This window comes from Janthinobacterium fluminis (assembly GCF_028595325.1).
GTDB classification, from domain to species: Bacteria; Pseudomonadota; Gammaproteobacteria; order Burkholderiales; family Burkholderiaceae_D; genus Janthinobacterium; species Janthinobacterium fluminis.
The window spans coordinates 160,075-185,149 of sequence record NZ_JAQQXR010000008.1; the positions used below are offsets into that span (position 1 = coordinate 160,075).

At 66.7% G+C, this 25,075-nt stretch carries 20 protein-coding genes; 18 read left to right on the forward strand and 2 right to left on the reverse strand.

What is annotated here, in order from left to right:
- Positions 1-7 precede the first annotated feature (7 nt).
- The 17 genes from rsmH (at position 8) to lpxC (ending at position 19,461) form a co-directional block, all read left to right on the forward strand.
- Complete coding sequence (gene rsmH / locus OIK44_RS19730) at positions 8-967, forward strand: 16S rRNA (cytosine(1402)-N(4))-methyltransferase RsmH (RefSeq protein ID WP_273673217.1); 960 nt, start codon at positions 8-10, stop codon at positions 965-967.
- Entirely contained in the window at positions 964-1,236 is a 273-nt protein-coding gene (gene ftsL, locus OIK44_RS19735) for a cell division protein FtsL (RefSeq protein ID WP_273673219.1), read from the forward strand. Before rsmH ends, ftsL begins: the two co-directional genes overlap by 4 nt.
- Positions 1,233-3,014 (forward strand): peptidoglycan D,D-transpeptidase FtsI family protein, encoded by a 1,782-nt coding sequence (locus tag OIK44_RS19740; protein WP_273673221.1) that lies wholly within the window; start codon positions 1,233-1,235, stop codon positions 3,012-3,014. Before ftsL ends, OIK44_RS19740 begins: the two co-directional genes overlap by 4 nt.
- Positions 3,014-4,555: a UDP-N-acetylmuramoyl-L-alanyl-D-glutamate--2,6-diaminopimelate ligase gene (locus OIK44_RS19745; RefSeq protein ID WP_273673222.1), complete on the forward strand. Its 1,542-nt coding sequence runs from the start codon at positions 3,014-3,016 to the stop codon at positions 4,553-4,555. Before OIK44_RS19740 ends, OIK44_RS19745 begins: the two co-directional genes overlap by 1 nt.
- Entirely contained in the window at positions 4,555-5,952 is a 1,398-nt protein-coding gene (locus OIK44_RS19750) for a UDP-N-acetylmuramoyl-tripeptide--D-alanyl-D-alanine ligase (RefSeq protein WP_273673224.1), read from the forward strand. Before OIK44_RS19745 ends, OIK44_RS19750 begins: the two co-directional genes overlap by 1 nt.
- 2 nt (positions 5,953-5,954) lie before the next feature.
- Positions 5,955-7,130 (forward strand): phospho-N-acetylmuramoyl-pentapeptide-transferase, encoded by a 1,176-nt coding sequence (mraY, locus tag OIK44_RS19755; RefSeq protein ID WP_273673226.1) that lies wholly within the window; start codon positions 5,955-5,957, stop codon positions 7,128-7,130.
- On the forward strand, positions 7,130-8,629 hold the full coding sequence (gene murD, locus OIK44_RS19760) for a UDP-N-acetylmuramoyl-L-alanine--D-glutamate ligase (protein WP_273673227.1): 1,500 nt from the start codon (positions 7,130-7,132) through the stop codon (positions 8,627-8,629). The genes mraY and murD overlap by 1 nt, the downstream gene beginning before the upstream one ends.
- Positions 8,629-9,840, forward strand: a complete 1,212-nt coding sequence (gene ftsW / locus OIK44_RS19765) for a putative lipid II flippase FtsW (RefSeq protein ID WP_273673230.1) — start codon at positions 8,629-8,631, stop codon at positions 9,838-9,840. The genes murD and ftsW overlap by 1 nt, the downstream gene beginning before the upstream one ends.
- Positions 9,837-10,904 (forward strand): undecaprenyldiphospho-muramoylpentapeptide beta-N-acetylglucosaminyltransferase, encoded by a 1,068-nt coding sequence (gene murG / locus OIK44_RS19770; RefSeq protein ID WP_273673232.1) that lies wholly within the window; start codon positions 9,837-9,839, stop codon positions 10,902-10,904. The genes ftsW and murG overlap by 4 nt, the downstream gene beginning before the upstream one ends.
- Positions 10,901-12,292: a UDP-N-acetylmuramate--L-alanine ligase gene (gene murC / locus OIK44_RS19775; protein ID WP_273673234.1), complete on the forward strand. Its 1,392-nt coding sequence runs from the start codon at positions 10,901-10,903 to the stop codon at positions 12,290-12,292. The genes murG and murC overlap by 4 nt, the downstream gene beginning before the upstream one ends.
- Before the next feature lies 1 nt (position 12,293).
- The gene (locus OIK44_RS19780; RefSeq protein ID WP_273673237.1) at positions 12,294-13,262 is read left to right on the forward strand and encodes a D-alanine--D-alanine ligase; all 969 of its coding nucleotides are present in this window, start codon (positions 12,294-12,296) and stop codon (positions 13,260-13,262) included.
- Positions 13,263-13,266: 4 nt separating this feature from the next.
- Complete coding sequence (locus tag OIK44_RS19785) at positions 13,267-14,088, forward strand: cell division protein FtsQ/DivIB (RefSeq protein WP_273673239.1); 822 nt, start codon at positions 13,267-13,269, stop codon at positions 14,086-14,088.
- Positions 14,089-14,096: 8 nt separating this feature from the next.
- A complete protein-coding gene (ftsA, locus tag OIK44_RS19790) occupies positions 14,097-15,329 on the forward strand; it encodes a cell division protein FtsA (protein WP_273673241.1) in 1,233 nt (410 codons plus the stop codon).
- Positions 15,330-15,469: 140 nt separating this feature from the next.
- Positions 15,470-16,678 carry a cell division protein FtsZ gene (gene ftsZ / locus OIK44_RS19795; RefSeq protein ID WP_273673243.1) on the forward strand — a complete coding sequence of 403 codons (1,209 nt, stop codon included), beginning with the start codon at positions 15,470-15,472 and terminating at the stop codon, positions 16,676-16,678.
- 160 nt (positions 16,679-16,838) lie between these two features.
- Positions 16,839-17,345, forward strand: coding sequence for a peroxiredoxin (locus OIK44_RS19800; RefSeq protein WP_273673245.1), 507 nt, complete (start codon positions 16,839-16,841; stop codon positions 17,343-17,345).
- A 250-nt stretch (positions 17,346-17,595) separates the two neighbouring features.
- Positions 17,596-18,438 carry a DMT family transporter gene (locus OIK44_RS19805; RefSeq protein WP_273673305.1) on the forward strand — a complete coding sequence of 281 codons (843 nt, stop codon included), beginning with the start codon at positions 17,596-17,598 and terminating at the stop codon, positions 18,436-18,438.
- 87 nt (positions 18,439-18,525) lie between these two features.
- Positions 18,526-19,461 (forward strand): UDP-3-O-acyl-N-acetylglucosamine deacetylase, encoded by a 936-nt coding sequence (lpxC, locus tag OIK44_RS19810; protein WP_273673246.1) that lies wholly within the window; start codon positions 18,526-18,528, stop codon positions 19,459-19,461.
- Positions 19,462-19,479: 18 nt separating this feature from the next.
- On the opposite strand, the gene OIK44_RS19815 is transcribed toward lpxC, so the two are convergent.
- The gene (locus OIK44_RS19815; protein WP_273673247.1) at positions 19,480-19,971 is read right to left on the reverse strand and encodes a DciA family protein; all 492 of its coding nucleotides are present in this window, start codon (positions 19,969-19,971) and stop codon (positions 19,480-19,482) included.
- Between the two features lie 257 nt (positions 19,972-20,228).
- On the opposite strand from OIK44_RS19815, the gene secA reads away from it, so the two are divergent.
- Entirely contained in the window at positions 20,229-22,985 is a 2,757-nt protein-coding gene (gene secA / locus OIK44_RS19820) for a preprotein translocase subunit SecA (protein ID WP_273673248.1), read from the forward strand.
- A gap of 53 nt (positions 22,986-23,038) precedes the next feature.
- Here the strand turns inward: secA and OIK44_RS19825 are convergent, their stop codons facing one another.
- Positions 23,039-25,075: an ATP-binding protein gene (locus OIK44_RS19825; RefSeq protein ID WP_273673249.1), complete on the reverse strand. Its 2,037-nt coding sequence runs from the start codon at positions 25,073-25,075 to the stop codon at positions 23,039-23,041.

Genomic DNA, 25,075 nt, shown 5'->3' on the forward strand with positions numbered 1-25,075 from the left:
CTCCGTGATGACTACTTTACCGGTGCCGGAATTTCAGCATCGCACGGTGCTGCTGGACGAGGCGGTCGACGCCCTCGATCTGGCCGGCCCGCGCGCTGACGGCATCTATGTCGACGGCACCTTCGGCCGCGGCGGCCACAGCCGCCTGATCCTGTCGCGCCTGGGCGCGCGCGCGCGCCTGGTCGGTTTCGACAAGGATTTGCAGGCGATCGCCACGGCCGAACAGATCGCCGACGCGCGCTTCCAGATCGTCCACGACAGCTTCGCCACGATGCGCGCCAGCCTGGCCGAGCGCGGCATCGGCCAGGTCGACGGCATTTTGCTGGACCTGGGGATATCCTCGCCGCAGGTCGACGACGCCAGCCGCGGCTTCAGTTTCCGCAACGACGGTCCGCTCGACATGCGCATGGACACCACGCGCGGCGTTTCCGCCGCCGAGTGGCTGGCCGTCGAGAGCGAGCAGACTTTAGAAAAGGTGATACGAGATTATGGGGAAGAACGGTTTGCTTTTCAGATTGCAAAGGCGATTGTTGCTCGCCGCGCAGTCGAGCCGATTTCAAGCACACGACAGCTTGCCGGTATCGTGGCTGGCGCGGTCAAAACCCGTGAGAAGGGTAAGGACCCCGCGACCCGCACCTTTCAGGCTATCCGCATCTTCATCAACAAGGAACTGGAAGACCTCGAAACTGGTTTGAGCCAGGCCTACGCCTGCCTGGCGCCGGGCGGGCGCATGGCCGTGATCAGCTTCCATTCGCTGGAAGACCGCATGGTCAAGCGCTTCTTCGCCGCCAAGGCGAATGTGGCGCAGCCGGACCGGCGCCTGCCGATCCGCGCCGCCGACCTGCCGCAGCCGGAGATGAAGCTGCTCGCCAAGATGAAGCCGTCCGACGCCGAGATCGACGCCAACCCGCGCGCCCGCTCGGCCGTGATGCGCGTCGCGCTGCGCCTGCCGGGAGCGGCCGGATGAGCGGCAAGATCAACCTCGTGCTGACGGCCCTGCTGCTCGGCTGCGCGCTGTCGCTGGTGAACGCGCAGTACCAGGCGCGCCGCCTGTTCATCGAGTTGGAGCGGGCGCAGGCGCTGTCGCGCCAGCTCGACATCGACTGGGCCCAGCTGCAGCTGGACCAGTCGACGCTGGGCAAGCACGAGCGCATCGAGGCGATCGCCCGGCGCGACTTGAACATGACGCCGCTGACGGCGGCGCGCACCCAGTACCTGACCCAGGGCGTGCCATGAAGCGCGGCGGCGGCGCGACCGGCTCGCGCGTGGCGGCATCGAAGGGGGTGCCGTTCTCGAAGAATCCGATGCTGGCGGTCAGCCTGCCGGTGTGGCGCTCGCGCGTCGTGCTGTTCGTGCTGTTCGCCGCCTTCGCCGCGCTGGCCGGCCGGGCGCTGTGGCTGCAGGGCGTGTCGACGCAGTTCTTGCAGAAGCAGGGCGAGATCCGCTACGCCCGCACGCTGGAGCTGCCGGCCACGCGCGGCAAGATCACCGACCGCAACGGCCAGGTGCTGGCCTCGTCGGTGCCGGTCAAGGCCATCTGGGCCATCCCGGACGACGTGCTGCAGGCGCCGCCGGAGAAGGTGCGCGCCCTCGCCGGCCTGCTGGAGATGAGCGAGGCCGAGCTGCGCAAGAAGCTCGACTCGGACCGCAGCTTCGTTTACCTGAAGCGCCAGGTCGAGATGGACGTGGCCGACAAGATCGCCAAGCTGGACATCGACGGCATCGACGCGCGCAAGGAATACAAGCGCTTCTACCCGCAGGGCGAGGTGATGACCCACGTCGTCGGCTTCACCAACGTCGAGGACGTCGGCCAGGAAAGCATGGAGCTGGCGCAGCAGAAGACGCTGGTGGGCAGCACCGGCAGCCGGCGCGTCATCAAGGACCGTCTCGGCCACATCGTCGAGGACATCGGCTCGATCCACGAACCGCACGACGGCAAGGACCTGGTGCTGGCCGTCGACAGCAAGATCCAGTACATCGCCTTCACGCAGTTGAAGGAGGCGGTCGAGAAGTTCAAGGCCAAGGCCGGCGCCGCCGTCGTGCTGGACGTGCACACGGGCGAGGTGCTGGCGCTGGCGAACTACCCCAGCTACGACCCGAACGACAGGCGCAAGCTGACCGGCCAGCAGTTGCGCAACCGCGTCATGACCGACACCTTCGAGCCCGGCTCGACCCTGAAGCCGTTTACGGTCGCGCTGGCGCTCGACACGGGCCGCGTCAAGCCGGCCACGCAGATCGACACCGGCTTGGGCCGCTACACGATCGCCGACCGCACCATCACCGACACCAAGGCGCACGGCGTCATCAGCGTCTCCGAGATCATCGAGCAGTCGTCCAACATCGGCACCTCGAAAATTGCGCTGAGCATGCCGCCGCAGGAAATGTGGGAAATGTTCACCAAGGTCGGCTTCGGCCAGCAGCCGAAGTTCGGTTTCCCCGGCGCCGTCGCCGGCCGCGTGCGCCCGTACAAATCCTGGCGCCCCGTGGAGCAGGCGACCATGAGCTACGGCAACGGCATCTCCGTGTCGCTGATCCAGCTGGCGCGCGGCTACATGATGTTCGCCCGCGACGGCGACACCATTCCGCTGTCCTTCCAGAAGGTCAGCGAGCTGCCGGCCGGGCAGCAGGTGATCAAGGAAAAGACCGCGCGCGAGATGCGCGAGATGCTGGAACTGGTGGTGTCCGGCCCGAAAGGCACGGCCAAACAGGCCCAGGTGGCCGGCTACCGCGTCGGCGGCAAGACCGGCACCGCCTACAAGGTCGAAAACGGCAAGTACGCGTTGCCGCGCAAGTACATAGGCTCCTTCGTCGGCATGGTGCCGATGTCCTCGCCGCGCTTCATCATCGCCGTCATGATCGACGAACCGACCAGCGGCGGCCACTTCGGCGGCCAGGTGGCCGCGCCGACCTTCGCGGCGGTGGCCACCAACGCGCTGCGCGCGATGAATATACCGCCCGACTCCTCCGTTACCGAAATCGTTATCCCGGCCAACGCCGGACCGGAGGCAATGTAATGTCCGACATGACCATACCAGAAATCAGTTTGTGGATCGCCCAAGCGGCGCCCCAGGGCCAGCTGGCCTCCGATTCGCGCCGCATCCAGGGCGGCGACGTGTTCTTCGCCTATCCGGGCGAGGCCGGCGACGGCCGCGCCTTCATCGCCGCCGCCATCGCCCAGGGCGCCGCCGCCGTCGTCTACGATCCGCGCGACTGCGCCTGGGACGCGGCCTGGGCCGTGCCGCACCTGGCCGTGGCCGATCTGAAGCGCCGCGCCGGCCCGATCGCCCACGCCCGCTACGGCATGCCCGACGCCGCCATGTTCAGCGTCGCCGTCACCGGCACCAACGGCAAGACCTCCAGCGCCGTCTGGCTGGGCCAGGCCCTGGCCCGCGTCGGCCTGCCGACGGCCGTTGTCGGCACCCTCGGCGTCGGCCTGTCGAAGCCGCGCGGCGACATCGACTTCGACGTCACCGGCTACACCACGCCGGACGCGGTTCTGCTGGCGCGCAAGCTGGCCGAGATGCGCGACGCCGGCGCCGCCGCGGTGGCGATCGAGGCCTCCTCGATCGGCCTGCAGCAGGGCCGCACGGCCGGCATGCATTTCGACGTCGCGCTGTTTACCAACCTGACGCGCGACCACCTCGACTACCACGGCGACATGGCCGCCTACGAGGAAGCCAAGAACATCCTGTTCGACTGGCCCGGCCTGAAAACGGCGGTGCTCAACCTCGACGACGCGATGGGCGCGCGCCTGGCGCGGCGCCTGCGCGGCAAGCTGGCCGGCGACCTGCCGCTGATCGGCTACACGCTGCGCGACGCCGCCGCCCAGCCGGACCTGGACGGCGTGACGATGCTGCGCGCCAGCCAGTTCCGCAGCCGCAACGCCGGCACCGATTTCCACCTGGACTGCCAGTTCGGCTCGGCGCTGGTGAAGACCCGCCTGGTCGGCCACTTCAACATCAGCAACGCCCTCGGCGTCATGGGCGCGCTGCTGGCCAGGGGCGTCGGCCTGCGCGCCGCGATCGAGGCGGTCGAGGCGCTGACGCCGGCGCCCGGGCGCATGCAGCAGGTCGGCGGCCAGGACGCCCCCATGGTGGTGGTCGATTACGCCCACACCCCGGACGCGCTGGAAAAAACCCTGTCCGCGCTGCGCCAGGTGGCGCAGGAGCGCGGCGGCCAGCTGTGGTGCGTGTTCGGCTGCGGCGGCGACCGCGATCCCGGCAAGCGGCCGCAGATGGGCGCGATCGCCCAGATGGCCGACCACGTCGTCGTCACCAGCGACAATCCGCGCAGCGAGGAACCGCACAGCATCATCGAACAGATCGTCGCCGGCATGGACCCGCGGCATCCGACTTCGCTCACGCAAACCATCGAAAACCGCGCCGGCGCGATCCTGTCGGCGGTGAAGAACGCCGCCAAGGCCGACGTGATCCTGCTGGCCGGCAAGGGCCACGAGGCTTACCAGGAAATCAAGGGCAAGAAGCTGTCGTTCTCCGACACCGACCACGCCCAGCTGGCGCTGTCGGCCCGCCTCACCATGATGAGGACGAACTGATGCGCGCGACACTGGCACAACTGGCGGCGGCGATACCGGGCGCGGTGGTGGTTCCGGCCGCCGCCGCGCAACTGGCCTTCGACGGGGTCGGCACCGACAGCCGCAACGTGCAGGCCGGCGCGCTGTTCGTCGCGCTGCGCGGCGACACCTTCGACGCCCACGCCTTCCTGGCCCAGGTGGCGGAAAAGGGCGCGGCCGCCGTGGTGGTCGAAGAACTGCCGGACGGCTGGACCCTGCCCGCCATCGTCGTGCCGGACACGCTGGCGGCGCTGGGGCGCATCGCCAATGTCTGGCGGCGCAAGTTTGCGCTGCCCGTCATCGGCGTCACCGGCAGCAACGGCAAGACCACCGTCAAGGAAATGCTCGCCGCGATTTTGGCCGCGGCCTACGGCGAGGACGGCCGCCTGGCCACGCGCGGCAACCTGAATAATGAGATCGGCGTGCCGCTGACGCTGTTCCGCCTCGACGCGGCGCAGCGCGCGGCCGTCATCGAACTGGGCATGAACCATCCCGGCGAAATCGCCCGCCTGGCGGCGATCGCCGCGCCGACGCTGGCGCTGGTCAACAACGCCCAGCGCGAGCACCAGGAATTCATGCACACCGTGGCAGCGGTGGCGCGCGAAAACGGCGCGGTGCTGGCGGCGTTGCCGGCCGACGGCATCGCCGTCTTCCCGCACGGCGACGAGTTCAGCGGCATCTGGCGCGAACTGAGCGGCGCGCGCCGCTGCATCACGTTCGGCCTCGACAAGGACGCCGACGTCAGTTGCACGCAGCGCGCCGCCGCGGACTTCGGCAGCGAGCTGTCGGTCAGCGTGCGCGACGGCGCCGAACTGCGCCAGTTCCACGTCGCGCTGCGGGCGGCCGGCGAGCACAATGTGCGCAACGCGCTGGCGGCGGTGGCCTGCGCCTTCGGCGCCGGCGTCGGCCTGGACGCCATCCGGCGCGGCCTGGAAGCCTTTGTCCCGGTCAACGGCCGCCTGCAGCGCAAGCGCGCCGCCAACGGCGCCACCGTCATCGACGACAGCTACAACGCCAATCCGGATTCGGTGCGCGCCGCCATCGACGTGCTGGCGCAGGCCGCCGCGCCGCGCATCCTGGTGCTGGGCGACATGGGCGAAGTCGGCGACCAGGGACAGCAGTTTCACGAGGAAATCGCGGCCTACGCCGTCGCCAGCGGCATCGAGCACGTGCTGGTGACGGGCGAGCTGGCGCGCCATCTGCGCCGTCCCGGCGTGGATCATTTTGAACAGTTCGGCGACTTGCTGGCGGCCTTGGACGCCCGTCTGGCAGCTCGTCCGGATGCAACGATATTGGTCAAGGGCTCCCGCTTCATGAAAATGGAACGGGCCGTGCAGCATTTGATTGGATCACAAAACAATAATAAGGAAGCTCACTAATCATGCTGCTCTGGCTCGCCCACTATTTCCAGCAAGACCTCGGCCCCCTGCGGGTCTTTAACTTCATCACCTTCCGCGCCGTGTTCGCCACCATCACGGCGCTGGTGATCGGCCTGGGCGCCGGCCCGGCCGTGATCCGCATGCTGACGCGCATGAAGGTCGGCCAGGCGGTGCGCACCGACGGCCCGCAGACGCATTTGAAAAAACACGGCACGCCCACCATGGGCGGCCTGCTGATCCTGATCTCCATCGCCATCTCGACGCTGCTGTGGTGCGACCTGTCGAACCGCTTCATCTATCCGGTGCTGGTGGTCACGCTGGGCTTCGGCGCCGTCGGCTGGGTCGACGACTACCGCAAGGTGGTGCGGCAAGACCCGAACGGCATGCGCTCGGGCGAAAAATACTTCTGGCAGTCGCTGATCGGCCTGGCCGCCGCCTTCTACCTGGCGTTCTCGGTGTCCGTGTCGGAGCCGAACGCGGCCAAGGTGTGGGAACTGATCTTCACCTGGGTGCAGTCGGGCTTCTCGATGGACCTGCCGCCGAAGGCCGACCTGATCGTGCCCTTCTTCAAGACCATCAGCTATCCGCTCGGCGTCTGGGGCTTCATCGCGCTGACCTATTGCGTCATCGTCGGCACCAGCAACGCCGTCAACCTGACCGACGGCCTGGACGGCCTGGCCATCATGCCGACCGTGATGGTCGGCACCGCGCTGGGTCTGTTCGCCTACCTGACCGGCAGCGCCACCTACTCGAAGTACCTGTTCATCCCGCACATTCCGGGCGCGGGCGAACTGATCATTTTCTGCGGCGCGATGGCCGGCGCCGGCCTGGCCTTCCTGTGGTTTAACACCCACCCGGCCCAGGTCTTCATGGGCGACGTCGGCGCGCTGGCGCTGGGCGGCGCGCTCGGCACGCTGGCCGTCATCGTGCGCCAGGAAATCGTCCTGTTCATCATGGGCGGCATCTTCGTCGTCGAAACGCTGTCGGTGATCGCCCAGGTGAGCTGGTTCAAGTTCACCAAGAAGCGCTTCGGCACGGGGCGGCGGATTTTCCTGATGGCGCCGCTGCACCACCATTTTGAGCAAAAAGGCTGGCGCGAGACGCAGGTTGTCGTGCGCTTCTGGATCATCACGATGATGCTGGTCCTGTTCGGTCTCTCCACTTTGAAATTACGCTAATGATCTATTCGGGCAAACACGCATTGGTTTTGGGGCTCGGCGAATCCGGGCTGGCGATGGCGCAATGGCTGGCGCGCCAGGGCGCGTCCGTGCGCGTGGCCGACACGCGCGCCGAGCCGGCCCGCCTGCCGGCCTTGCGCGCGGCCGTGCCGCAGGCCGAGTTCGTCGGCGGCGCCTTCCACGCCGGCATGCTCGAGGGCGTCGACTTCGTCGCCGTCAGCCCCGGCCTGGCGCCGCAGCGCGAACTGGCCGAGATCGTTCCGGCCGCCGCCGCCAAGGGCGTGCCCGTCTGGGGCGAGATCGAGCTGTTCGCGCAGGCGCTGGCGGCCCTGAAGGAGGAGCGCGGCTACGCGCCGAAAGTGATCGCCATCACCGGCACCAACGGCAAGACCACGGTCACCAGCCTGGTCGGCCTGCTGTGCCAGCGCGCCGGTTTGACGGTGCGCGTGGCCGGCAACATCAGCCCGGCCGCGCTGGACGTGCTGCTTGAGGTGCTGGCGCAGGACGCCCTGCCGCAAGCCTGGGTGCTGGAACTGTCCAGCTTCCAGTTGCACACGACTTTCAGCCTGCAAGCCGACGCCGCGACGGTGCTGAACCTGTCGCAGGACCACCTCGACTGGCACGGCGACATGGCCGCCTACGCGCGCGACAAGGAGCGCATCTTCGGCGCCAACACCGTGCGCGTGCTGAACCGCGACGACGCCGCCGTGATGCGCATGGCCGATCCGGCCGCCGCCGTGGTCACCTTCGGCACCGACGAACCGACCGAGGTCGACAGCTTCGGCCTGGAAAACGCCCGCGGCGTGTTCTGGCTGACGGCCGCCGCGCCGGCGGAAGACCTGCCCGAGCGCAAGCGCAAGAAAAACGAGGCGCCGCTGCCGATTCCCTTCATCGCCAAGCACATGATGCCGGCCGACGCGCTGAAAATCCGCGGCCAGCACAACGCCGCCAACGCGCTGGCCGCGCTGGCCCTGTGCCGCGCCATCGGCCTGCCGTTCGCGCCGCTGCTGTACGGCCTGCGCGAATACCAGGGCGAGCCGCACCGCGTCGAACTGGTGGCCGCCATCAACGGCGTCGAATACTACGACGACAGCAAGGGCACCAACGTCGGCGCCACGGCCGCCGCGCTGAACGGCCTGGGCAAGAGCTTCGGCGGCGCCGACCAGCGCCTGCTGCTGATCGCCGGCGGCGAGGCCAAGGGCCAGGACTTCGCGCCGCTGGCCTTGCCGGTGTCGCGCTATGTGCGCGCGGTGCTGCTGATCGGCCGCGACGCGCCGGCCATCCGCGCCGCGCTGGAAGCGTCCGGCGTCGACCTGATCGACTGCGCCACGCTGCCGCTGGCCGTGCAGCGCGCCCGCGAACTGGCGCTGGAGGGCGACGCCGTGCTGCTGTCGCCGGCCTGCGCCAGCTTCGACATGTTCAAGAACTACGGCCACCGCGCCCAGGTGTTCGTCGACGCGGTGCGCGAAATCGCCTTGGCGCAGGGACAGGATATCTGATGGCCTTTCAACTGCCATTCCGCTTTTCTGGATCGTCGGCGCACGCGTCGATGGACAGTCACGCGCGGCAGTCGAAAATGATGGAGTACGACCAGCCGCTGGTCTGGGTCACGCTGCTGCTGATGCTGATGGGCATGGTGATGGTGTATTCGGCCTCGATCTCGCTGCCGGACTCGCCCAAGTTCGCCAACTACAAGAACTCCTATTTCCTGGTACGCCAGGCGATCTTCATCTGCATTTCGCTGATGGCGGGCCTGTTCGTGTTCCGCATCCGCATCTCGACCTGGCAGAAGGCCGCGCCCTACCTGTTCATCGGCACCCTGGTGCTGCTGGTGCTGGTGCTGGTGCCGGGCGTCGGCGTGGTGGTCAAGGGCGGCCGCCGCTGGCTGTCGCTGAAGGTCTTCAACCTGCAGCCGTCCGAGGTGATGAAGGTGGTCGCGGTGCTGTACGCGGCCGACTACACGGTGCGCAAGCAGGAATACATGCACAAGCTGACCAAGGGCTTCATGCCGATGGCCGGCGCGGTCGGCCTGGTCGGCCTGCTGCTGCTGCTGGAGCCGGACCTGGGCGCCTTCGGCGTCATCGTCTGCATCACCATGGGCATCCTGTTCCTCGGCGGGATCAACGCGGTCTGGTTCGGCGGCATCGGCGCCATGCTGGTGGGGATTTTCGTCTCCATCATCGCGCTCTCGAAGTTCCGCCGCGAGCGCTACTTCGCCTACCTGAACCCGTGGGAGGAGGACAACGCGCTGAACAAGGCTTACCAGCTGACGCATTCGCTGATCGCTTTCGGGCGCGGCGAATTTTTCGGCGTCGGCCTGGGCGGCAGCGTCGAGAAGCTGCACTACCTGCCGGAGGCGCACACCGACTTCCTGCTGGCCGTGATCGGCGAGGAGCTGGGCCTGGTCGGCGTGCTGGCGGTGATCGCCATGTTCTACTGGATCATCAAGCGCGCCTTCGACATCGGCCGCCAGGCCATCGCCATCGACCAGACCTTCGCCGGCCTGACGGCGAAGGGCATCGGCATCTGGATCGGCGTGCAGACCTTCATTAACATGGGCGTCAACCTTGGCCTGCTGCCGACCAAGGGCTTGACCCTGCCGCTGATGAGTTACGGCGGCTCGGGGATTTTGATTAACTGCGTCGGACTCGCGATCCTGCTCCGGATCGACTACGAGAACCGGGTTCTGATGCGTGGTGGCAGATTATGAAACGATTAATGATCATGGCGGCCGGAACCGGCGGCCATATTTTCCCCGGCCTGGCGATTGCGCAGACGATGCGCGCGCGCGGCTGGGAGGTGAGCTGGCTGGGCACCTCGCACGGCATGGAGCAGCAATTGGTGCCGCAACACGGCGTCGAGATGGACGCGATCGAGTTTTCCGGCATGCGCGGCAAGGGCCTGCGCCACACGCTGACGGGCGCCTTCAAGATGCTGGCCAGCTTCTGCGCCTGCCGGCGCTTCATCAAGCGGCGCAAGCCGGACGTGGTGCTGGGCATGGGCGGCTACGTGACGGTGCCGGGCGGCCTGATGGCGCGCCTGAGCGGCGTGCCGCTGGTGCTGGTGAACGCCGACGCGGCGCTGCTGCTGTCGAACAAAACGCTGGTGCCGCTGGCGCGCCGGGTCTGCTTCGGTTTTCCCGCCGACTTCGGCAGCGCCGCCGGCAAGGCCAGCGTCACCGGCAACCCGGTGCGCAGCGAGATCCTCGACCTGGCCGTTCCGGAGCGGCGCTTCGAGGGCCGCGAGGGCGCGCTGCGCATTCTGGTGGTCGGCGGCAGCCAGGGCGCCAAGGCGCTCAACGACACGCTGGCGCCGGCGCTGGCCTTGATCCCGGCGGCGCAGCGCCCCGTGGTGACGCACCAGTCGGGCAAGAAGAACATCGAGGCGCTGCGCGCCGTCTACGCGCAGTGCGGCGTGCAGGCCGAGGTGCTCGACTTCATCGACGACATGGCGAACGCGTATGCGCGCGCCGATCTGGTAATCTGCCGCGCCGGCGCGATCACGCTGTCGGAATTGACGGCGGCCGGCGTCGCCAGCGTGCTGGTGCCGCTGGTGGCCTCGACCACCAGCCACCAGCGCGACAACGCGCAATGGCTGGCGAAGCAAAACGCGGCGATTCATCTGCCGCAGACGGAAATGAACGCGGCCTCCCTGGCGGCGCTGCTGCAGGGCCTGACGCGCGGGGCTTGCCTGGACATGGCCCGGGCCGCCCGCGCGGTCGGCCAGCGCGACGCCAACGACGCGATAGCACAAGTACTGGAAAAACTGACATGAAGCACAAAGTAAAAAACATCCATTTCGTCGGCATCGGCGGTAGCGGCATGAGCGGCATCGCCGAGGTGCTGGTCAACCTCGGCTACCAGGTTTCCGGCTCCGACCTGGGCAGCAACGCCGCGACCCAGCGCCTGCAAAGCCTGGGCGCCACCGTCATGCTGGGCCACGCCGCCGAAAACGTCGGCGCCGCCGACGCCGTCGTCACGTCCGGCGCCGTGCCGCAGGACAATCCGGAAGTCCTCGCCGCGCGCAGCCGCAAGATCCCGCTGGTGCCGCGCGCCGTCATGCTGGGCGAGTTGATGCGCCTGAAGCGCGGCATCGCCATCGCCGGCACGCACGGCAAGACCACCACCACCAGCCTGGTGGCGTCGGTGCTGGCGCAGGGCGGCATGGACCCGACCTTCGTCATTGGCGGCCGCCTGACCAGCGCCGGCGCCAACGCCAAGCTGGGCGGCGGCGACTACCTGGTGGCCGAGGCCGACGAGTCCGACGCGTCCTTCCTGAACCTGTCGCCGATGATCGAGGTGATCACCAACATCGACGCCGACCACATGGAAACCTACGGGCACGACTTCGAGAAATTGAAGATGGCCTTCGTCCAGTTCACCCAGCGCCTGCCGTTCTACGGCCGCGCCATGCTGTGCATCGACGACCCGCACGTGCGCGACATCATTGCGCTGATCTCGAAGCCGATCACCACCTACGGCTTCCACGAGGACGCCGAGGTGCGCGCCGTGAACGCCCGCGCGGTCGGCCTGGAAATGCATTTCACCGTGCTGCAGGACGGCTATCCTGACCTCGACGTGGTGCTGAACCAGCCCGGCATGCACAATGTGCAGAACGCCTGCTCGGCGATCGCCATCGCCCGCGAAATCGGCATCGACGACAAGGCCACCCAGCAGGGCCTGGCCGAGTTCGCCGGCGTCGGCCGCCGCTTCACCCGCTACGGCGACGTGGCGCTGCCGGCCGGCGGCAGCTTCGCCCTGGTCGACGACTTCGGCCACCATCCGGTCGAAACGGCGGTGACGGTGGCCGCCGCGCGCGCCGCCTACCCGGGCCGGCGCCTGGTGCTGGCCTTCCAGCCGCACCGCTACAGCCGCACCCGCGACCTGTTCGAGGACTTCGTCAAGGTGCTCGGCAGCGTCGACGTGCTGCTGCTCTCCGAGGTGTACGCGGCCGGCGAGGCGCCCATCGTCGCCGCCGACGGCCGCGCGCTGGCGCACGCGCTGCGCGCCCGCGGCAAGATCGAGCCGATCTTCGTCGAACTGATGAAGGACATGCCCGACACGATCATGAGCGTGGCGCGCGACGGCGACGTCGTCGTCACGATGGGCGCCGGCTCGATCAGCGGCGTGCCGAACCAACTGACCTCCTTTGCAAAGGCCTGAGATGAACCAGACTACCCCCATCGACGTGACGGCATTCGGCAAGGTCGGCGTGCTGTTCGGCGGCCGCTCGGCCGAGCGCGAAGTGTCGCTGATGTCCGGCGGCGGCGTGCTGAAGGCCCTGCAAAGCCGCGGCGTCGACGCCCACGGCTTCGACACCGGCCTGCGCAGCCTGGCCGAGCTGGCCGCCGAAAAATTCGACCGCGTCTTCATCGCGCTGCACGGCCGCTTCGGCGAGGACGGCAGCCTGCAGGGCGCGCTGGAGCAGCTGAGCATTCCCTACACGGGCAGCGGCGTGATGGCTTGCGCGATCGCCATGGACAAGATTTACACCAAGCTGATCTGGCTGATGCACGGCTTGCCGACGCCGAAGTACGCGGTGCTCGACGCCGCCTCCGACCTGGACGCCGCCGCCGCCGCGCTGGGTCTGCCGCTGATCGTCAAGCCGCCGCACGAGGGGTCGAGCATCGGCATCACCAAGGTCGGCGAAGCGGCGGCTTTGCGCGCCGCCTACGACACCGCCGCCGCCCTGGACGATGCCGTGCTGGCCGAGGAGTTCGTCACGGGCCGCGAGTTCACCGTCGCCGTGCTGGGCCAGGGCGCCGGCGCGCGCGCGCTGCCGCCGGTGGAGATCGTCGCGCCGCAGGGCAATTACGACTACCAGAACAAATACTTCGGCGACGCCACCCAATACTTCTGCCCGCCGCAGCTGGACGCGGCTTGCCGCGCCGAGATGGAGCGCATCGCCGTCGAGGCTTACCGCGCCCTCGGCTGCGAAGGCTGGGGCCGCATCGACATGCTGCTGCGCGCGTCCGACAACAAGCTGTTCCTGATCGAGGCGAACACCTCGCCGGGCATGACGGGCCACTCGCTGGTGCCGATGGGCGCGCGCGCGGTCGGCCTCGGCTATGAAGACCTGTGCGTGGAAATCCTGGCGTCGGCGCGCCTGAAGATGAGCAAAGGGCGGGGCTGAGGACATGTGGCAGGACGCTAAAACCTTGAACGCGACGGCCAACGGCATATTTGCCCTGGTGCTGCTCGCGTGCGTGGCGGCCGGCGTCTGGTGGGTGTCGCAGCGGCCGATGTTCACGCTGCGCGCGATCAACATCGAAAGCATGGACGGGGCCGAGCTGCGCCACGTCAACCACCTGACGCTGCGCAGCGGCACGCTGGGCCGCGTCAAGGGCAATTTTTTCACGGCCAACCTGGACACGGTGCGGCTGGCCTTCGAGTCGGTGCCGTGGGTGCGCCGGGCGACGGTGCGGCGCGAGTGGCCGAACCAGCTGATCGTCGCCCTCGAAGAGCACGAGGCGCTCGGCACCTGGGGCGAGGACGGCCGCCTGCTGTCGGTCAAGGGCGACGTCTTCACCGCCAACCTGGCCGAGGCGGAGGACGACCACGCGCTGCCGGAGTTCTCCGGCCCCGAGGGCAGCGAGAAGGAAGTCATCGCCCGCTTCGCCGAGCTGCGCAGCTGGTTCGCGCCGCTCAAGCTGGTGCCGGAAATGCTGTCGCTGTCGAGCCGCTACGCCTGGACCGTCAAGCTCGACAACGGCATGAGCGTGGCCTTGGGGCGCGAGCAGAGCAAGACCACATTGAAGGAGCGGGTCGACCGGCTGGCGGGGATCTACCCGCAGCTGGCGAGCCGCCTGGAGAACATCGACACGATCGATATGCGTTACCAGAACGGCCTGGCACTGAGTTCGGCCGGCCTGGTGATACCGGCCGAAGGCAAGAGGCCGGGCATCGCAGCAAAGAAAAAACCGAATAATTTAAAGCCCATCAGCAGGCACACACAGTAGGCACAGAAATGACAAAAGACGCGAAAAACCTGATCGTCGGCCTCGACATCGGTACCTCGAAAGTGGTGGCGGTGGTGGCCGAGGTGATGCCCGACGGGCGCCACGAAGTGATCGGGCTGGGTCAGCACGAATCAAAGGGCTTGAAGAAGGGCGTCGTCGTCAACATCGAGGCGACCGTCGAGTCGATCCAGCGCGCGCTTGAGGAAGCCGAGCTGATGGCCGACTGCAAGATCCGCAACGTCTACGCCGGCATCGCCGGCAGCCATATCCGCAGCTTCAATTCCAGCGGCATGGTGGCCATCAAGGACAAGGAAGTGACGGCCACCGACGTGGCGCGCGTCATCGAAACGGCAAAAGCGGTTAACATCCCGACCGACCAGCAACTGCTCCACACGGTGCCGCAGGAGTTCATCGTCGACAGCCAGGAGGACGTGCGCGAGCCGATCGGCATGAGCGGCATCCGCCTCGAGGTGAAGGTGCACATCGTCACCGGCGCCGTGTCGGCGGTGCAGAACATCGTCAAGTGCGTGCGCCGCTGCGGCCTGGAAGTGTCGGACCTGATCCTGCAGCCGATGGCCTCGGCCGACGCCGTGCTGACGCCCGACGAGAAGGAGCTGGGCGTGGTGCTGATCGACATCGGCGGCGGCACCACCGACGTCGCCGTGTTCTCCGACGGCGCGATCCGCCACACGGCGGTGATTCCGATCGCCGGCGACCAGATCACCAACGACATCGCGATGGCGCTGCGCACCCCGACCTCGGAGGCCGAGGAGATCAAGATACGCTACGGCGTCGCCAAGCAGGTGCTGGCCGACCCGGGCGAGTCGCTGGAAGTGCCGGGCCTGGGCGACCGCGGCCCGCGCAACCTGTCGCGCCAGGCGCTGGCCGCCGTCATCGAGCCGCGCGTCGAGGAACTGTTCGCGATGGTGCACCAGGTGGTGCGCGAGTCCGGCTACGAGGGCGTGCTCTCGTCGGGCATCGTGCTCACCGGCGGCACCTCGATCATGCCGGGCATGGTGGAAATGGCCGAGGACATCTTCCTCAAGCCGGCCCGCCTCGGCACACCGGAATACCGCGGCCAGCTGGCCGACGTGGTGCGCAGCCCGCGCTACGCCACCGTGCTCGGCCTGCTGTTGGAGGCGAAAAAGCAATACCTGCGCGGGCACATCGTGACGCGCCAGGACGGCTCGGTGAAGGCGGTGTGGCAGCGCATGAAGGAATGGTTCTTGGGGAATTTTTAAGTCGTCGGTTTTGGCTGTACAAGTTTGGCAACAACGCAGGACATACAACAATTTTATATTTAACCGCAGTTTTCAATCTCCAGCTCTCCTACCGATATGAGGCCTGGCGCTTGGAAACCGCATTCTGATAGGAGCACATCATGGAGTTCGATATGGTCGATAACGCAGCTTTAGGCACGGTCATCAAGGTCGTCGGCGTCGGCGGAGCAGGTGGCAATGCAGTTCAACACATGATCAACAAGGGCATGGCCGGGGTGGAGTTCATTGCCGCCAACACCGATGCCCAGGCCCTGTCGACCTCGAAAGCCGACAACATCATCCAGATCGGCGAAACCGGCCTGGGCGCCGGGATGAAGCCGCAGGTCGGCCGCCAGCTGGCCGAAGAGTCGCGCGCCCGCATCGAAGACTCCCTGCGCGGCGCGCACATGGTCTTCATCGCCGCCGGCATGGGCGGCGGCACCGGCACCGGCGCCGCGCCCATCGTCGCGGAAATCGCCAAGCAGCTGGGCGCGCTGACCGTGGCCGTCGTCTCCAAGCCCTTCTCCTACGAAGGCCAGAAGTGCATGGACATCGCCGACGAGGGCCTGGAGCAGTTGTCGATGCACGTCGACTCGCTGATCATCATCCTCAATGAAAAGCTGGAAGAGATCTACGAAGACGAAAGCATGCTGGAGTGGATGCAGCACGCCGACGACGTGCTCAACAACGCGGTGGCCGGCATCGCCGAGATCATCAACGTGCCCGGCCATATCAACGTCGACTTCAACGACGTCAAGACCATCATGGGCGAGCAGGGCAAGGCCATGATGGGCACGGCGACGGCGTCCGGCGTGGACCGCGCGCGCATCGCCGCCGAGCAGGCCGTGGCGTCGCCGCTGCTGGACGGCATCGACCTGTCCGGCGCCCGTGGCGTGCTGGTCAACGTCACCGCCAGCCGCGGCCTGAAGGGCAAGGAAATCAAGGAAGTCATGGCCGCCGTGCGCGCGTTTGCGGCGCCGGACGCGTCTATCGCCCAGGGCATCGCCTACGACGACACGATGGGCGACGACATCCGCGTGACCGTCGTGGCAACCGGCCTGGGCCGCGCCAAGAAGGCGATCCAGCTGGTGCCGCAGCAAATGCTGCGCACCGGCACGCACAACAGCCCGCTGACGCCGTCGGCGGCTATGGGCGGCGCGGCCGGCGGCGCCGTGTCGGTCGGCATGGCCGTGCCGGCGCAGGCTTTCGACGGCATGAAGGCGCCGGCCGTATGGCGCCGCGAATCGGCCTCCGAGCAGGTGCGGGCGATGGAAAAGAACGGCATGGAAACCTACGATATTCCAGCCTTCCTGCGCAAGCAGGCCGACTAAGCCGGCGGCGGGTGGGCGCCTTCGGCCGCCCGCCTGCACAAACGACAAGACTCAGGCATACTGCTGTTCTGTGCCTGGAGGAGCCGCGCCCAGCGCGGCTTTTTTCATCGTTGCCGGGCTGGATAATGCCACCCATCTACCATCATAAAAGGAGTCAAACATGACCATCAAAATCGGCGACACACTGCCAGAAGGCACCCTGGCCGAATTCATCGAGTCCGCCAGCGAAGGTTGCGCACTGGGACCGAACACTTTCAAGGTCGAAGACCTGGTGAAAGGCAAGAAGATCGCCATCTTCGGCCTGCCGGGCGCCTACACCCCGACCTGCTCCGCGCAGCACGTGCCGGGCTACGTCAAGCACGCGGCAGAATTGACAGCCAAGGGCGTCGATGAAATCTGGTGCATCTCCGTCAATGACGCCTTCGTCATGGGCGCCTGGGGCCGCGACCAGAAAGCCACCGGCATCGTCCGCATGATGGCCGACGGCAACGCCGCCTACAGCAAGCTGCTGGGCCTGGACGCCGACTTCAGCAAGTTCGGCATGGGCACGCGCTCGCAGCGCTATTCCCTGCTGGTCGACAACGGCGTGGTCACCCAGCTGAACATCGAGCAGGGCGGCAAGTTTGAAGTGTCGAACGCGGAAACGCTGCTGGGCCAGCTGGCTTAAGTTTCTCTGGCATAAAGAAACGGCGCCGTTGCTCGCCCGGGGCGGTGCGCCGCCGCGGGCGCCGGAAAGCCGGGCCCGCAAACGGCGCCGGCCTTGCATTGCTATAATTACCCAACAACAAGGGTGCACATTGATCTAGCGGCTGTTGCTGGCTGGCCATACCCATCCCGGATGCCTCCCGTCTCCGGGCCACACCGGCAAGGAGCTGAATTTGACCCCCCAATCGCAAAACCTGCGCAGCATCTACGCAATGCTGATCGCCGTCGCCATGTTCTCGCTGATGGACACGGCGATGAAGCTGCTGTCGGCGCATTACCCGGCGATGCAGGTGACGGCGCTGCGCGCGCTGTCCTCGCTGCCGCTGGTGTGCCTGTACCTGGCCTGGCGCGGCGCGTTCAAGGGCCTGCTCCAGGTGCGCTGGCCCTTGCACATCCTGCGCGGCGCGCTGGGCGTCGCCATGATCACCACCTTCGCCTATGGCCTGAAAAAACTCTCGCTGGCCGAGGCTTATTCGATTTTCTTCATCGCGCCGACGCTGATCACGGCCCTGTCGGTCTTCGTCCTGCGGGAAAAAGTCGACGCGGCGCGCTGGTGCGCGATCGCTGTCGGCATGGGCGGCGTGCTGGTGGTGCTGCGCCCGGACGGCGGCGATTTCTTTTCCCTCGGCGGGCTGGCCGTGCTGGCGGCGGCCGCGTGCTACGCCGTCTCGGCCATCACCGGCCGTGTGCTCAGCCGCACCGACGCCAGCGAAAGCATGGTCTTCTGGCTGATGGTGATGATGGCCGCCGGCGGTGTCATCCTGTCCGCCCACGAGTGGGTGGCGATTCGTTCCGACGACTGGCCGCTGCTGGCGGGCCTGTCGCTGAGCGGCTTCCTGGGGCAGTTGGCGATCACCGAGGCTTTCCGCCACGGCAAGGCGTCGAGCGTGGCGCCCTTCGAATATTCGGCGCTGGCCTGGGGCATCGGGCTGGATTGGCTGTTGTGGCGCGCCTTGCCTGACCAATATACGCTGCTCGGCGCGGCCATCATCATCGCCAGCGGCATCTACCTGATACGGCGCGAGGCCGTGCACCTGGAGAGCGAGCACCCTTGAGCGCCGCCGCGCCGGAAACCGCGTTGCCGGGCTGCTTACATGATGCCACCGCGAAACGATTTGACCGCAAATTGATATAATCGACAGATGTTAAAACAACGCACCATCAAGCAATTGGTCCGCACCGTCGGTGTCGGGCTGCACTCCGGCACCAAGGTGGAACTGACCTTGCGCCCGGCCGCGCCGGACACCGGCATCGTGTTCCGCCGCGTCGACCTGCTGCCCGTCGTCGAGTTTCCCGCCAGCGCGATGGCCGTCGGCGACACGCGCATGGCCTCGGTGCTGGTCAAGGACGGCGCGCGCGTGTCGACGGTCGAGCACCTGATGTCGGCCGCCGCCGGTCTCGGCGTTGACAATATGTATATCGACGTGAGCGCCGAGGAAATTCCCATCATGGACGGCTCCGCTTCATCCTTCGTGTTTTTGCTGCAGCAGGCGGGCGTGCAGGAGCAGGAGGCGGCGAAAAAATTCATCCGCGTGCTGAAGCCGGTGGAAGTGCGCCACGGCAAGGGCGACGCGGAGAAATGGGCTTGCCTGAGCCCGTACAACGGCTTCAAGCTCGACTTCTTCATCGAATTCAACCACCCGGCCGTCGACGGCACGACCCAGCGCGCCTCGGTCGACTTCGGCGACGTGTCCTATGTGCACGACGTGGCGCGCGCGCGCACCTTCGGCTTCATGCAGGATGTCGAAAGCTTGCGCGGCATGGGCCTGGCCCGCGGCGGTTCGCTGGAAAACGCCATCGTCATGGATGAATACCGCATCCTCAATTCCGACGGCTTGCGCTACGAGGACGAGTTCGTGCGCCACAAGATACTCGACGCCATCGGCGACCTGTATCTGGTTGGCCATCCGTTGCTGGCCAGTTACACGGCACACAAGTCGGGCCACGCCCTGAACAACCAGTTGCTGCTGGCGCTGCTGGAGCGGCCGGACGCCTACGAGCTGGTCTGCTTCGACACCAACGAGGCGGCGCCGCCGTCCTATCTGCGCCAGATGGCGCGCGAGTGGGCGCTGACTTAACGGCGCGCCTGCCCTGAGTTAGTCCGGTTCGCGGCGCCGCTGCACCATCGCGCGCAGCGCGGCGATCAAGCCCTGGTTTTGCGCGGACTCGGGCAGGGCGTTGCTCAGTTCATCGAAGGCGGCCACGGCCATGTTCGGCAGCAGCAGTTGCCGCGTGTGCTGCACCGGCGCGATGCTCTTCGTGACCTGCACCTTCAGTTTGATGGCGGCGATCTGCCAGCCGCGCTTTTCCAGTTCCGCCTGTAGTTTCGGCAATTGCTGCTTGAGCTTGGCCGCGACCGCGGACGTTGGCGTCGCCAGCAGCAGCTGCCCGCCCTCGAACTGCAGGATGTCGCAGTTGTGGAACATGGCCGGCAGCGCCGCCGCGCAATCCTTTTGCAGCGCGACCATGCGGTTCACGGCGGGCATCAACGACGCCATCGTGGCGTTGCCTCGCAGAAAATCGGTGGCGCCGGGCAAGGCCGGGCCGGAGCGGCCGCGGCTGGCTTGGTAGAAGGTGTGAGATCGCATTTGCCGAAACATATCACAGCTGGCCCCGCCGTGGCGGCCCGGGCGGGCCGGCCGGAAAATATTTCCTGGAAACGGGGGAAAGCCCTGGTTTTCACGGCATTGTTTATCAATTCACTATTGTGATACAGGCCAATATCCCAATCTTGGCGGCAGCGCATGATAAAATCATCGTCTTTTGCCATATTCGAACTCCGTGCGGTAACGCGATATCACCAACAGAGCTTATTTTTTAACGGCGTTTTTTCAAGAATTCAAGCATGTCATTACTGACCCAGATTTTCGGTAGCCGCAACCAGCGGCTGCTCAAGCAATACCAAAAAACGGTACGCGAGATCAATGCGCTCGAGCCGCTCATCGAAAAGCTGTCGGACGCCGAGCTGCAGGCGAAAACGCCCGCGTTCAAGGAACGTCTGGCCAAGGGCGAGACGCTCGACGCGCTGCTGGTGGAGGCTTTCGCCGTCTGCCGCGAAGCGAGCCGGCGCGTGCTGCGCATGCGCCACTTCGACGTCCAGCTGATCGGCGGCATGGTGCTGCATTATGGCAAGATCGCGGAAATGGGCACGGGCGAGGGCAAAACGCTGATGGCGACCCTGGCCGCCTACCTGAACGCCTTGTCCGGCAAGGGCGTGCACATCGTCACCGTCAATGACTACCTGGCGCAGCGCGACGCCGACACCATGGGCCGCCTGTACGGCTGGCTGGGCCTGACGACGGGCGTCAACCTGTCGCAGATGGAGCACGACGCCAAGCAAGTGGCCTACGCGTCCGACATCACCTACGGCACCAACAATGAATTCGGCTTCGACTACCTGCGCGACAATATGGTGTTCGAGGCGCGCGACCGCGTCCAGCGCGCGCTCAACTTCGGCATCGTCGATGAAGTCGACTCGATCCTGATCGACGAGGCGCGCACGCCGCTGATCATTTCCGGCCAGGCGGAGAACCACACCGACCTGTACCACAAGATCAATGAAGTGCCGCGCATGCTGACCTTGCAGCTTGGCGAGGAAACGCCTGACGGCAAGGGCAAGATCGAGGTGCCGGGCGACTACACGAAGGATGAAAAGGCGCACCAGGTGCTGCTGACGGAAGCCGGCCACGAAAAGGCCGAGGCCATCCTGACCAAGATGGGCCTGCTGCCCGAGGGCGCCTCGCTGTACGACTCGGCCAACATCACGCTGGTGCACCACCTGTACGCGGCGCTGCGCGCGCACGCGCTGTACTTCAAGGACCAGCACTACGTGGTGCAGAACAATGAAGTGGTGATCGTCGACGAATTCACCGGCCGCCTGATGACGGGCCGGCGCTGGTCGGACGGCCTGCACCAGGCCGTCGAGGCGAAAGAGGGCGTGAAGATCCAGAACGAGAACCAGACGCTGGCCTCGATCACTTTCCAGAACTACTTCCGCATGTACGGCAAGCTGGCCGGCATGACCGGCACGGCCGACACGGAAGCGTACGAGTTCCAGGAAATCTACGGCCTGGAAACGGTCGTGATTCCGCAAAACCGTCCCTTGCAGCGCAAGGACCGCCAGGACCAGGTCTACAAATCGGCCGACGAGAAATACGGCGCGATGCTCAACGATATACGCGACTGCTACGAGCGCGGCCAGCCCGTGCTGGTCGGCACGACGTCGATCGAGAACTCCGAGCTGTTGGCGGGCATACTCGACAAGGCGAAACTGCCGCACAACGTGCTCAACGCCAAGCAGCATGCGCGCGAAGCGGAAATCATCGCCCAGGCGGGCCGGCCGAAGGCGATCACCATCGCCACCAACATGGCCGGCCGCGGCACCGACATCGTTTTGGGCGGCAACGTCGAGAACCAGATCAAGGTCATCGAGGCGAACGCCGGGCTGAGCGACGCCGACAAGGCGGCCCAGTCGCAGACCTTGCGCGATGAATGGCAGTCGCTGCACGACCACGTGGTCGGCGCGGGCGGCCTGCACATCATCGGCACCGAACGCCACGAGTCGCGCCGCGTCGACAATCAGTTGCGCGGCCGCGCCGGCCGCCAGGGCGACCCGGGTTCGTCGCGCTTCTACCTGTCGCTCGACGACGCGCTGCTGCGCATCTTCGCCGGCGACCGCGTGCGCGCCATCATGGACCGCCTGAAAATGCCGGAAGGCGAACCGATCGAGGCGGGCATCGTTTCGCGCTCGATCGAATCGGCCCAGCGCAAGGTCGAGGCGCGCAACTTCGACATCCGCAAACAGCTGCTCGAATACGACGACGTCGCCAACGACCAGCGCAAGGTGATCTACCAGCAGCGTAACGAGCTGCTCGAGACGACCGACATTTCCGAGCTGATCGCCTCGCTGCGCCACGGCGTGTTCACCGACCTGGTGCGCGTTAACGTGCCGGAGGAATCGGTCGAAGAGCAGTGGGACGTCAAGGCGCTGGAAGCGACCCTGTCCGCCGAGTGGCAGATCGACTTGCCGCTGCGGGCGATGATGGAAGCGGAAACCAATCTGAGCGACGAAGACTTGCTCGAACGCGTAGTCGGCGCGGCCGACGCCGTCTATCAGTCGAAGATCGACATCGTCGGCAAGGAATCGTTTGGCGGCTTCGAACGCAACGTCATGCTGCAAAGCGTAGACAGCCACTGGCGCGAACATCTGGCGGCGCTGGACCACCTGCGCCAGGGTATCCACCTGCGCGGCTACGCCCAGAAGAACCCGAAACAGGAATACAAGCGCGAAGCGTTCGAACTGTTCGGCCAGATGCTCGACATGATCAAGAACGAAGTGGTGAAGCTGGTCATGACCGTGCGCATCCAGTCGCGCGAGGAAATCGACGCGGCCGAGCGGGCGATGCAGCAGTCGCACGTGGAAAACGTCCACTACCAGCACGCCGACTTCAACCCGAACGCGGCGCCGGAAGAATTGCTGGCGCCGACGGCCGCCGCCGGCGGCGACGCGCAAGCGGCGCCGGGCATGAAGGTCGGCCGCAACGACCCTTGCCCTTGCGGCAGCGGCAAAAAATTCAAGGCTTGCCACGGCAAACTGGCTTAAACGCCGGCTCAGCTGGACAGAAGGGCGGAGAATCCGGATTCTCCGCCCTTTTTTTATATGGCGGCGGAGTGTTCCAGCGCGGCGGGCAGGCTCTTCTTGCCGCCCTCGCGCAGCGGCGCCACGCTCGGCATGACGATGCGTATCGTCGTGCCCTGGCCCGGCGCCGTGGTGATGTGGATGCGTCCGCCCAGCACGCCGGTGACGATGTTGTAGACGATGTTCATGCCCAGGCCGGTGCCGCCGCGCCCCATCTTGGTGGTGAAGAAGGGGTCGAAGACTTGCCGCAGCACGTCCTCGTCCATGCCGTTGCCGTCGTCGCTGAATTGCAGCGCGATCATGCCGTCGCCGAGGTCGCTGGCGCGTAGCGTGATGGTGCCGCCGGCGCGGCCATCGAAGGCGTGCATCAGGGCGTTGTTGATCAGGTTGTTGACCACCTGGTACAGGCTGCCGGGGTAGGAGTCCATCGTCAGCCCGGACGGCATGTCCAGCCGCGCCGCGCAGTGGGCCTGGCGCAGCCGCGGCAAATAGGTCGCCAGCGTGTCCTGCAGCACGTGCAGCAGGTCGTAGCGGCGGCGCTGGTCGTTGGTCTGGTCGACGGCCACCTGCTTGAACGAGGCGATCAAATTGGCGGCCTTTTGCAGCGAGCCGGAGATCAGGCCGGCCGCCTGCCTGACCTCGTCCAGGTGGGCCAGCAGGGCCGAGCGTTTCAGGGCGCCGCCGTCGACGAGCCGGTCGAATTCGGCGACCCGGTCCGACAGCGTCGTCGACACCAGCAGGCTGTTGCCGATCGGCGTGTTGAGTTCGTGCGCGATGCCGGCCACGAGGGAGCCCAGCGCGGCCATTTTCTCGGCCGCCAGCAGGTCGTGCTGGGTCTTTTGCAGCGAGTCGAGCGCCTCGCTCAAGTCGCCGTTGGCGCGTTCCAGCGCGGCCGAGCGCTCGCGCACCCGGCTCTCCAGCGAGGTGTTGAGTTCCTTCAGCGCGCCCTTCGCGTCGAGTTCCTCCGTCAGGTCGAGCAGGGCCCAGATGATGGCGCTGGCGCCGTCCAGCGACAGCGAGGAGGTCCAGATGGCCACGCTGCCGGTGCGGCCGTCGGCCAGGCGCACCTTGGCGATCTCGCCCTGCACGGTGCCGTTGCGCGCGTGCAGCGCCATGACGCGGTGCGGCTCGCCGGCGTCTTCCCAGAAGCCGATGTCGGCCGCGTTCCTGCCGACGATGGCGCCGGCGCCGCCGTTGAAGGTGCGCTCCAGCGCCAGGTTGGCGGCGATGATGTGGCCGTCGTGGTCGGTCACGCTGAGCGGCACCGGCGCCACGTCGAAGAGGATCTTGAAGCGCGCCTCCGACTCCGACAGGCGGCGCTCGGCTTGTTCGAGCTGGGCGATGCGGGCGCGCAGCGCCAGGTTCATGGTGTTCAGCGAGCGCGACACCACCTCGATTTCGTCGCCGCCGTGTTCCGGCAGCAGCGTGCCGTAGTCGCCCTGCACGAGGCGCTGCGATTGCGCGTTCAGGCCGTCCAGGCGGCGTCCTATGCCCAGCGTGAAGGCGTAGAACAGCAGCAGGCCGATGCCGAAGCCGGCGATGGAGATCAGGCTGCCCTGGCTGAGCACCTCGTCGCGCGCCTGCGCCAGGTCGGAGGTCGACAGGCCGAAATTGAGCGAGCCGACCTGGTTGTCGTTGAGGAGCAGCGGCGCGCGCGCGTGCAGCATCGCGCCGACCAGCACCGTCTTCACGCCCTGGTTGGTGCGCACGCCGGCCTGTTGCAGCAGCGCGGCCGGCGCGGCCGGCGCCGCGCCGGCGCTGATGACGGGGCGCTCGTCGCGGTCGAGGATGACGATGTAGCGCACGAAGCTGTCGGCCGGGTCGGACAGCATCTCGTTGAGGTAGGATTGCAGCTCGGCCAGCCTCCCCTTGCTGGCGTAGGCGCCCAGCGACAGGTTCAGCGTCACGGCGTATTCGTGGGCGACGCGGTCGGCATTGTTGCTGACGGCCTGGTCCATGATGCGCATATTGTTCCAGATCAGCAGGCCGACGACCAGCGCCTGGACGAAAGCGCTGAGTATCAGGAATTTCGCCCGCAGCGACAGATTGAACAT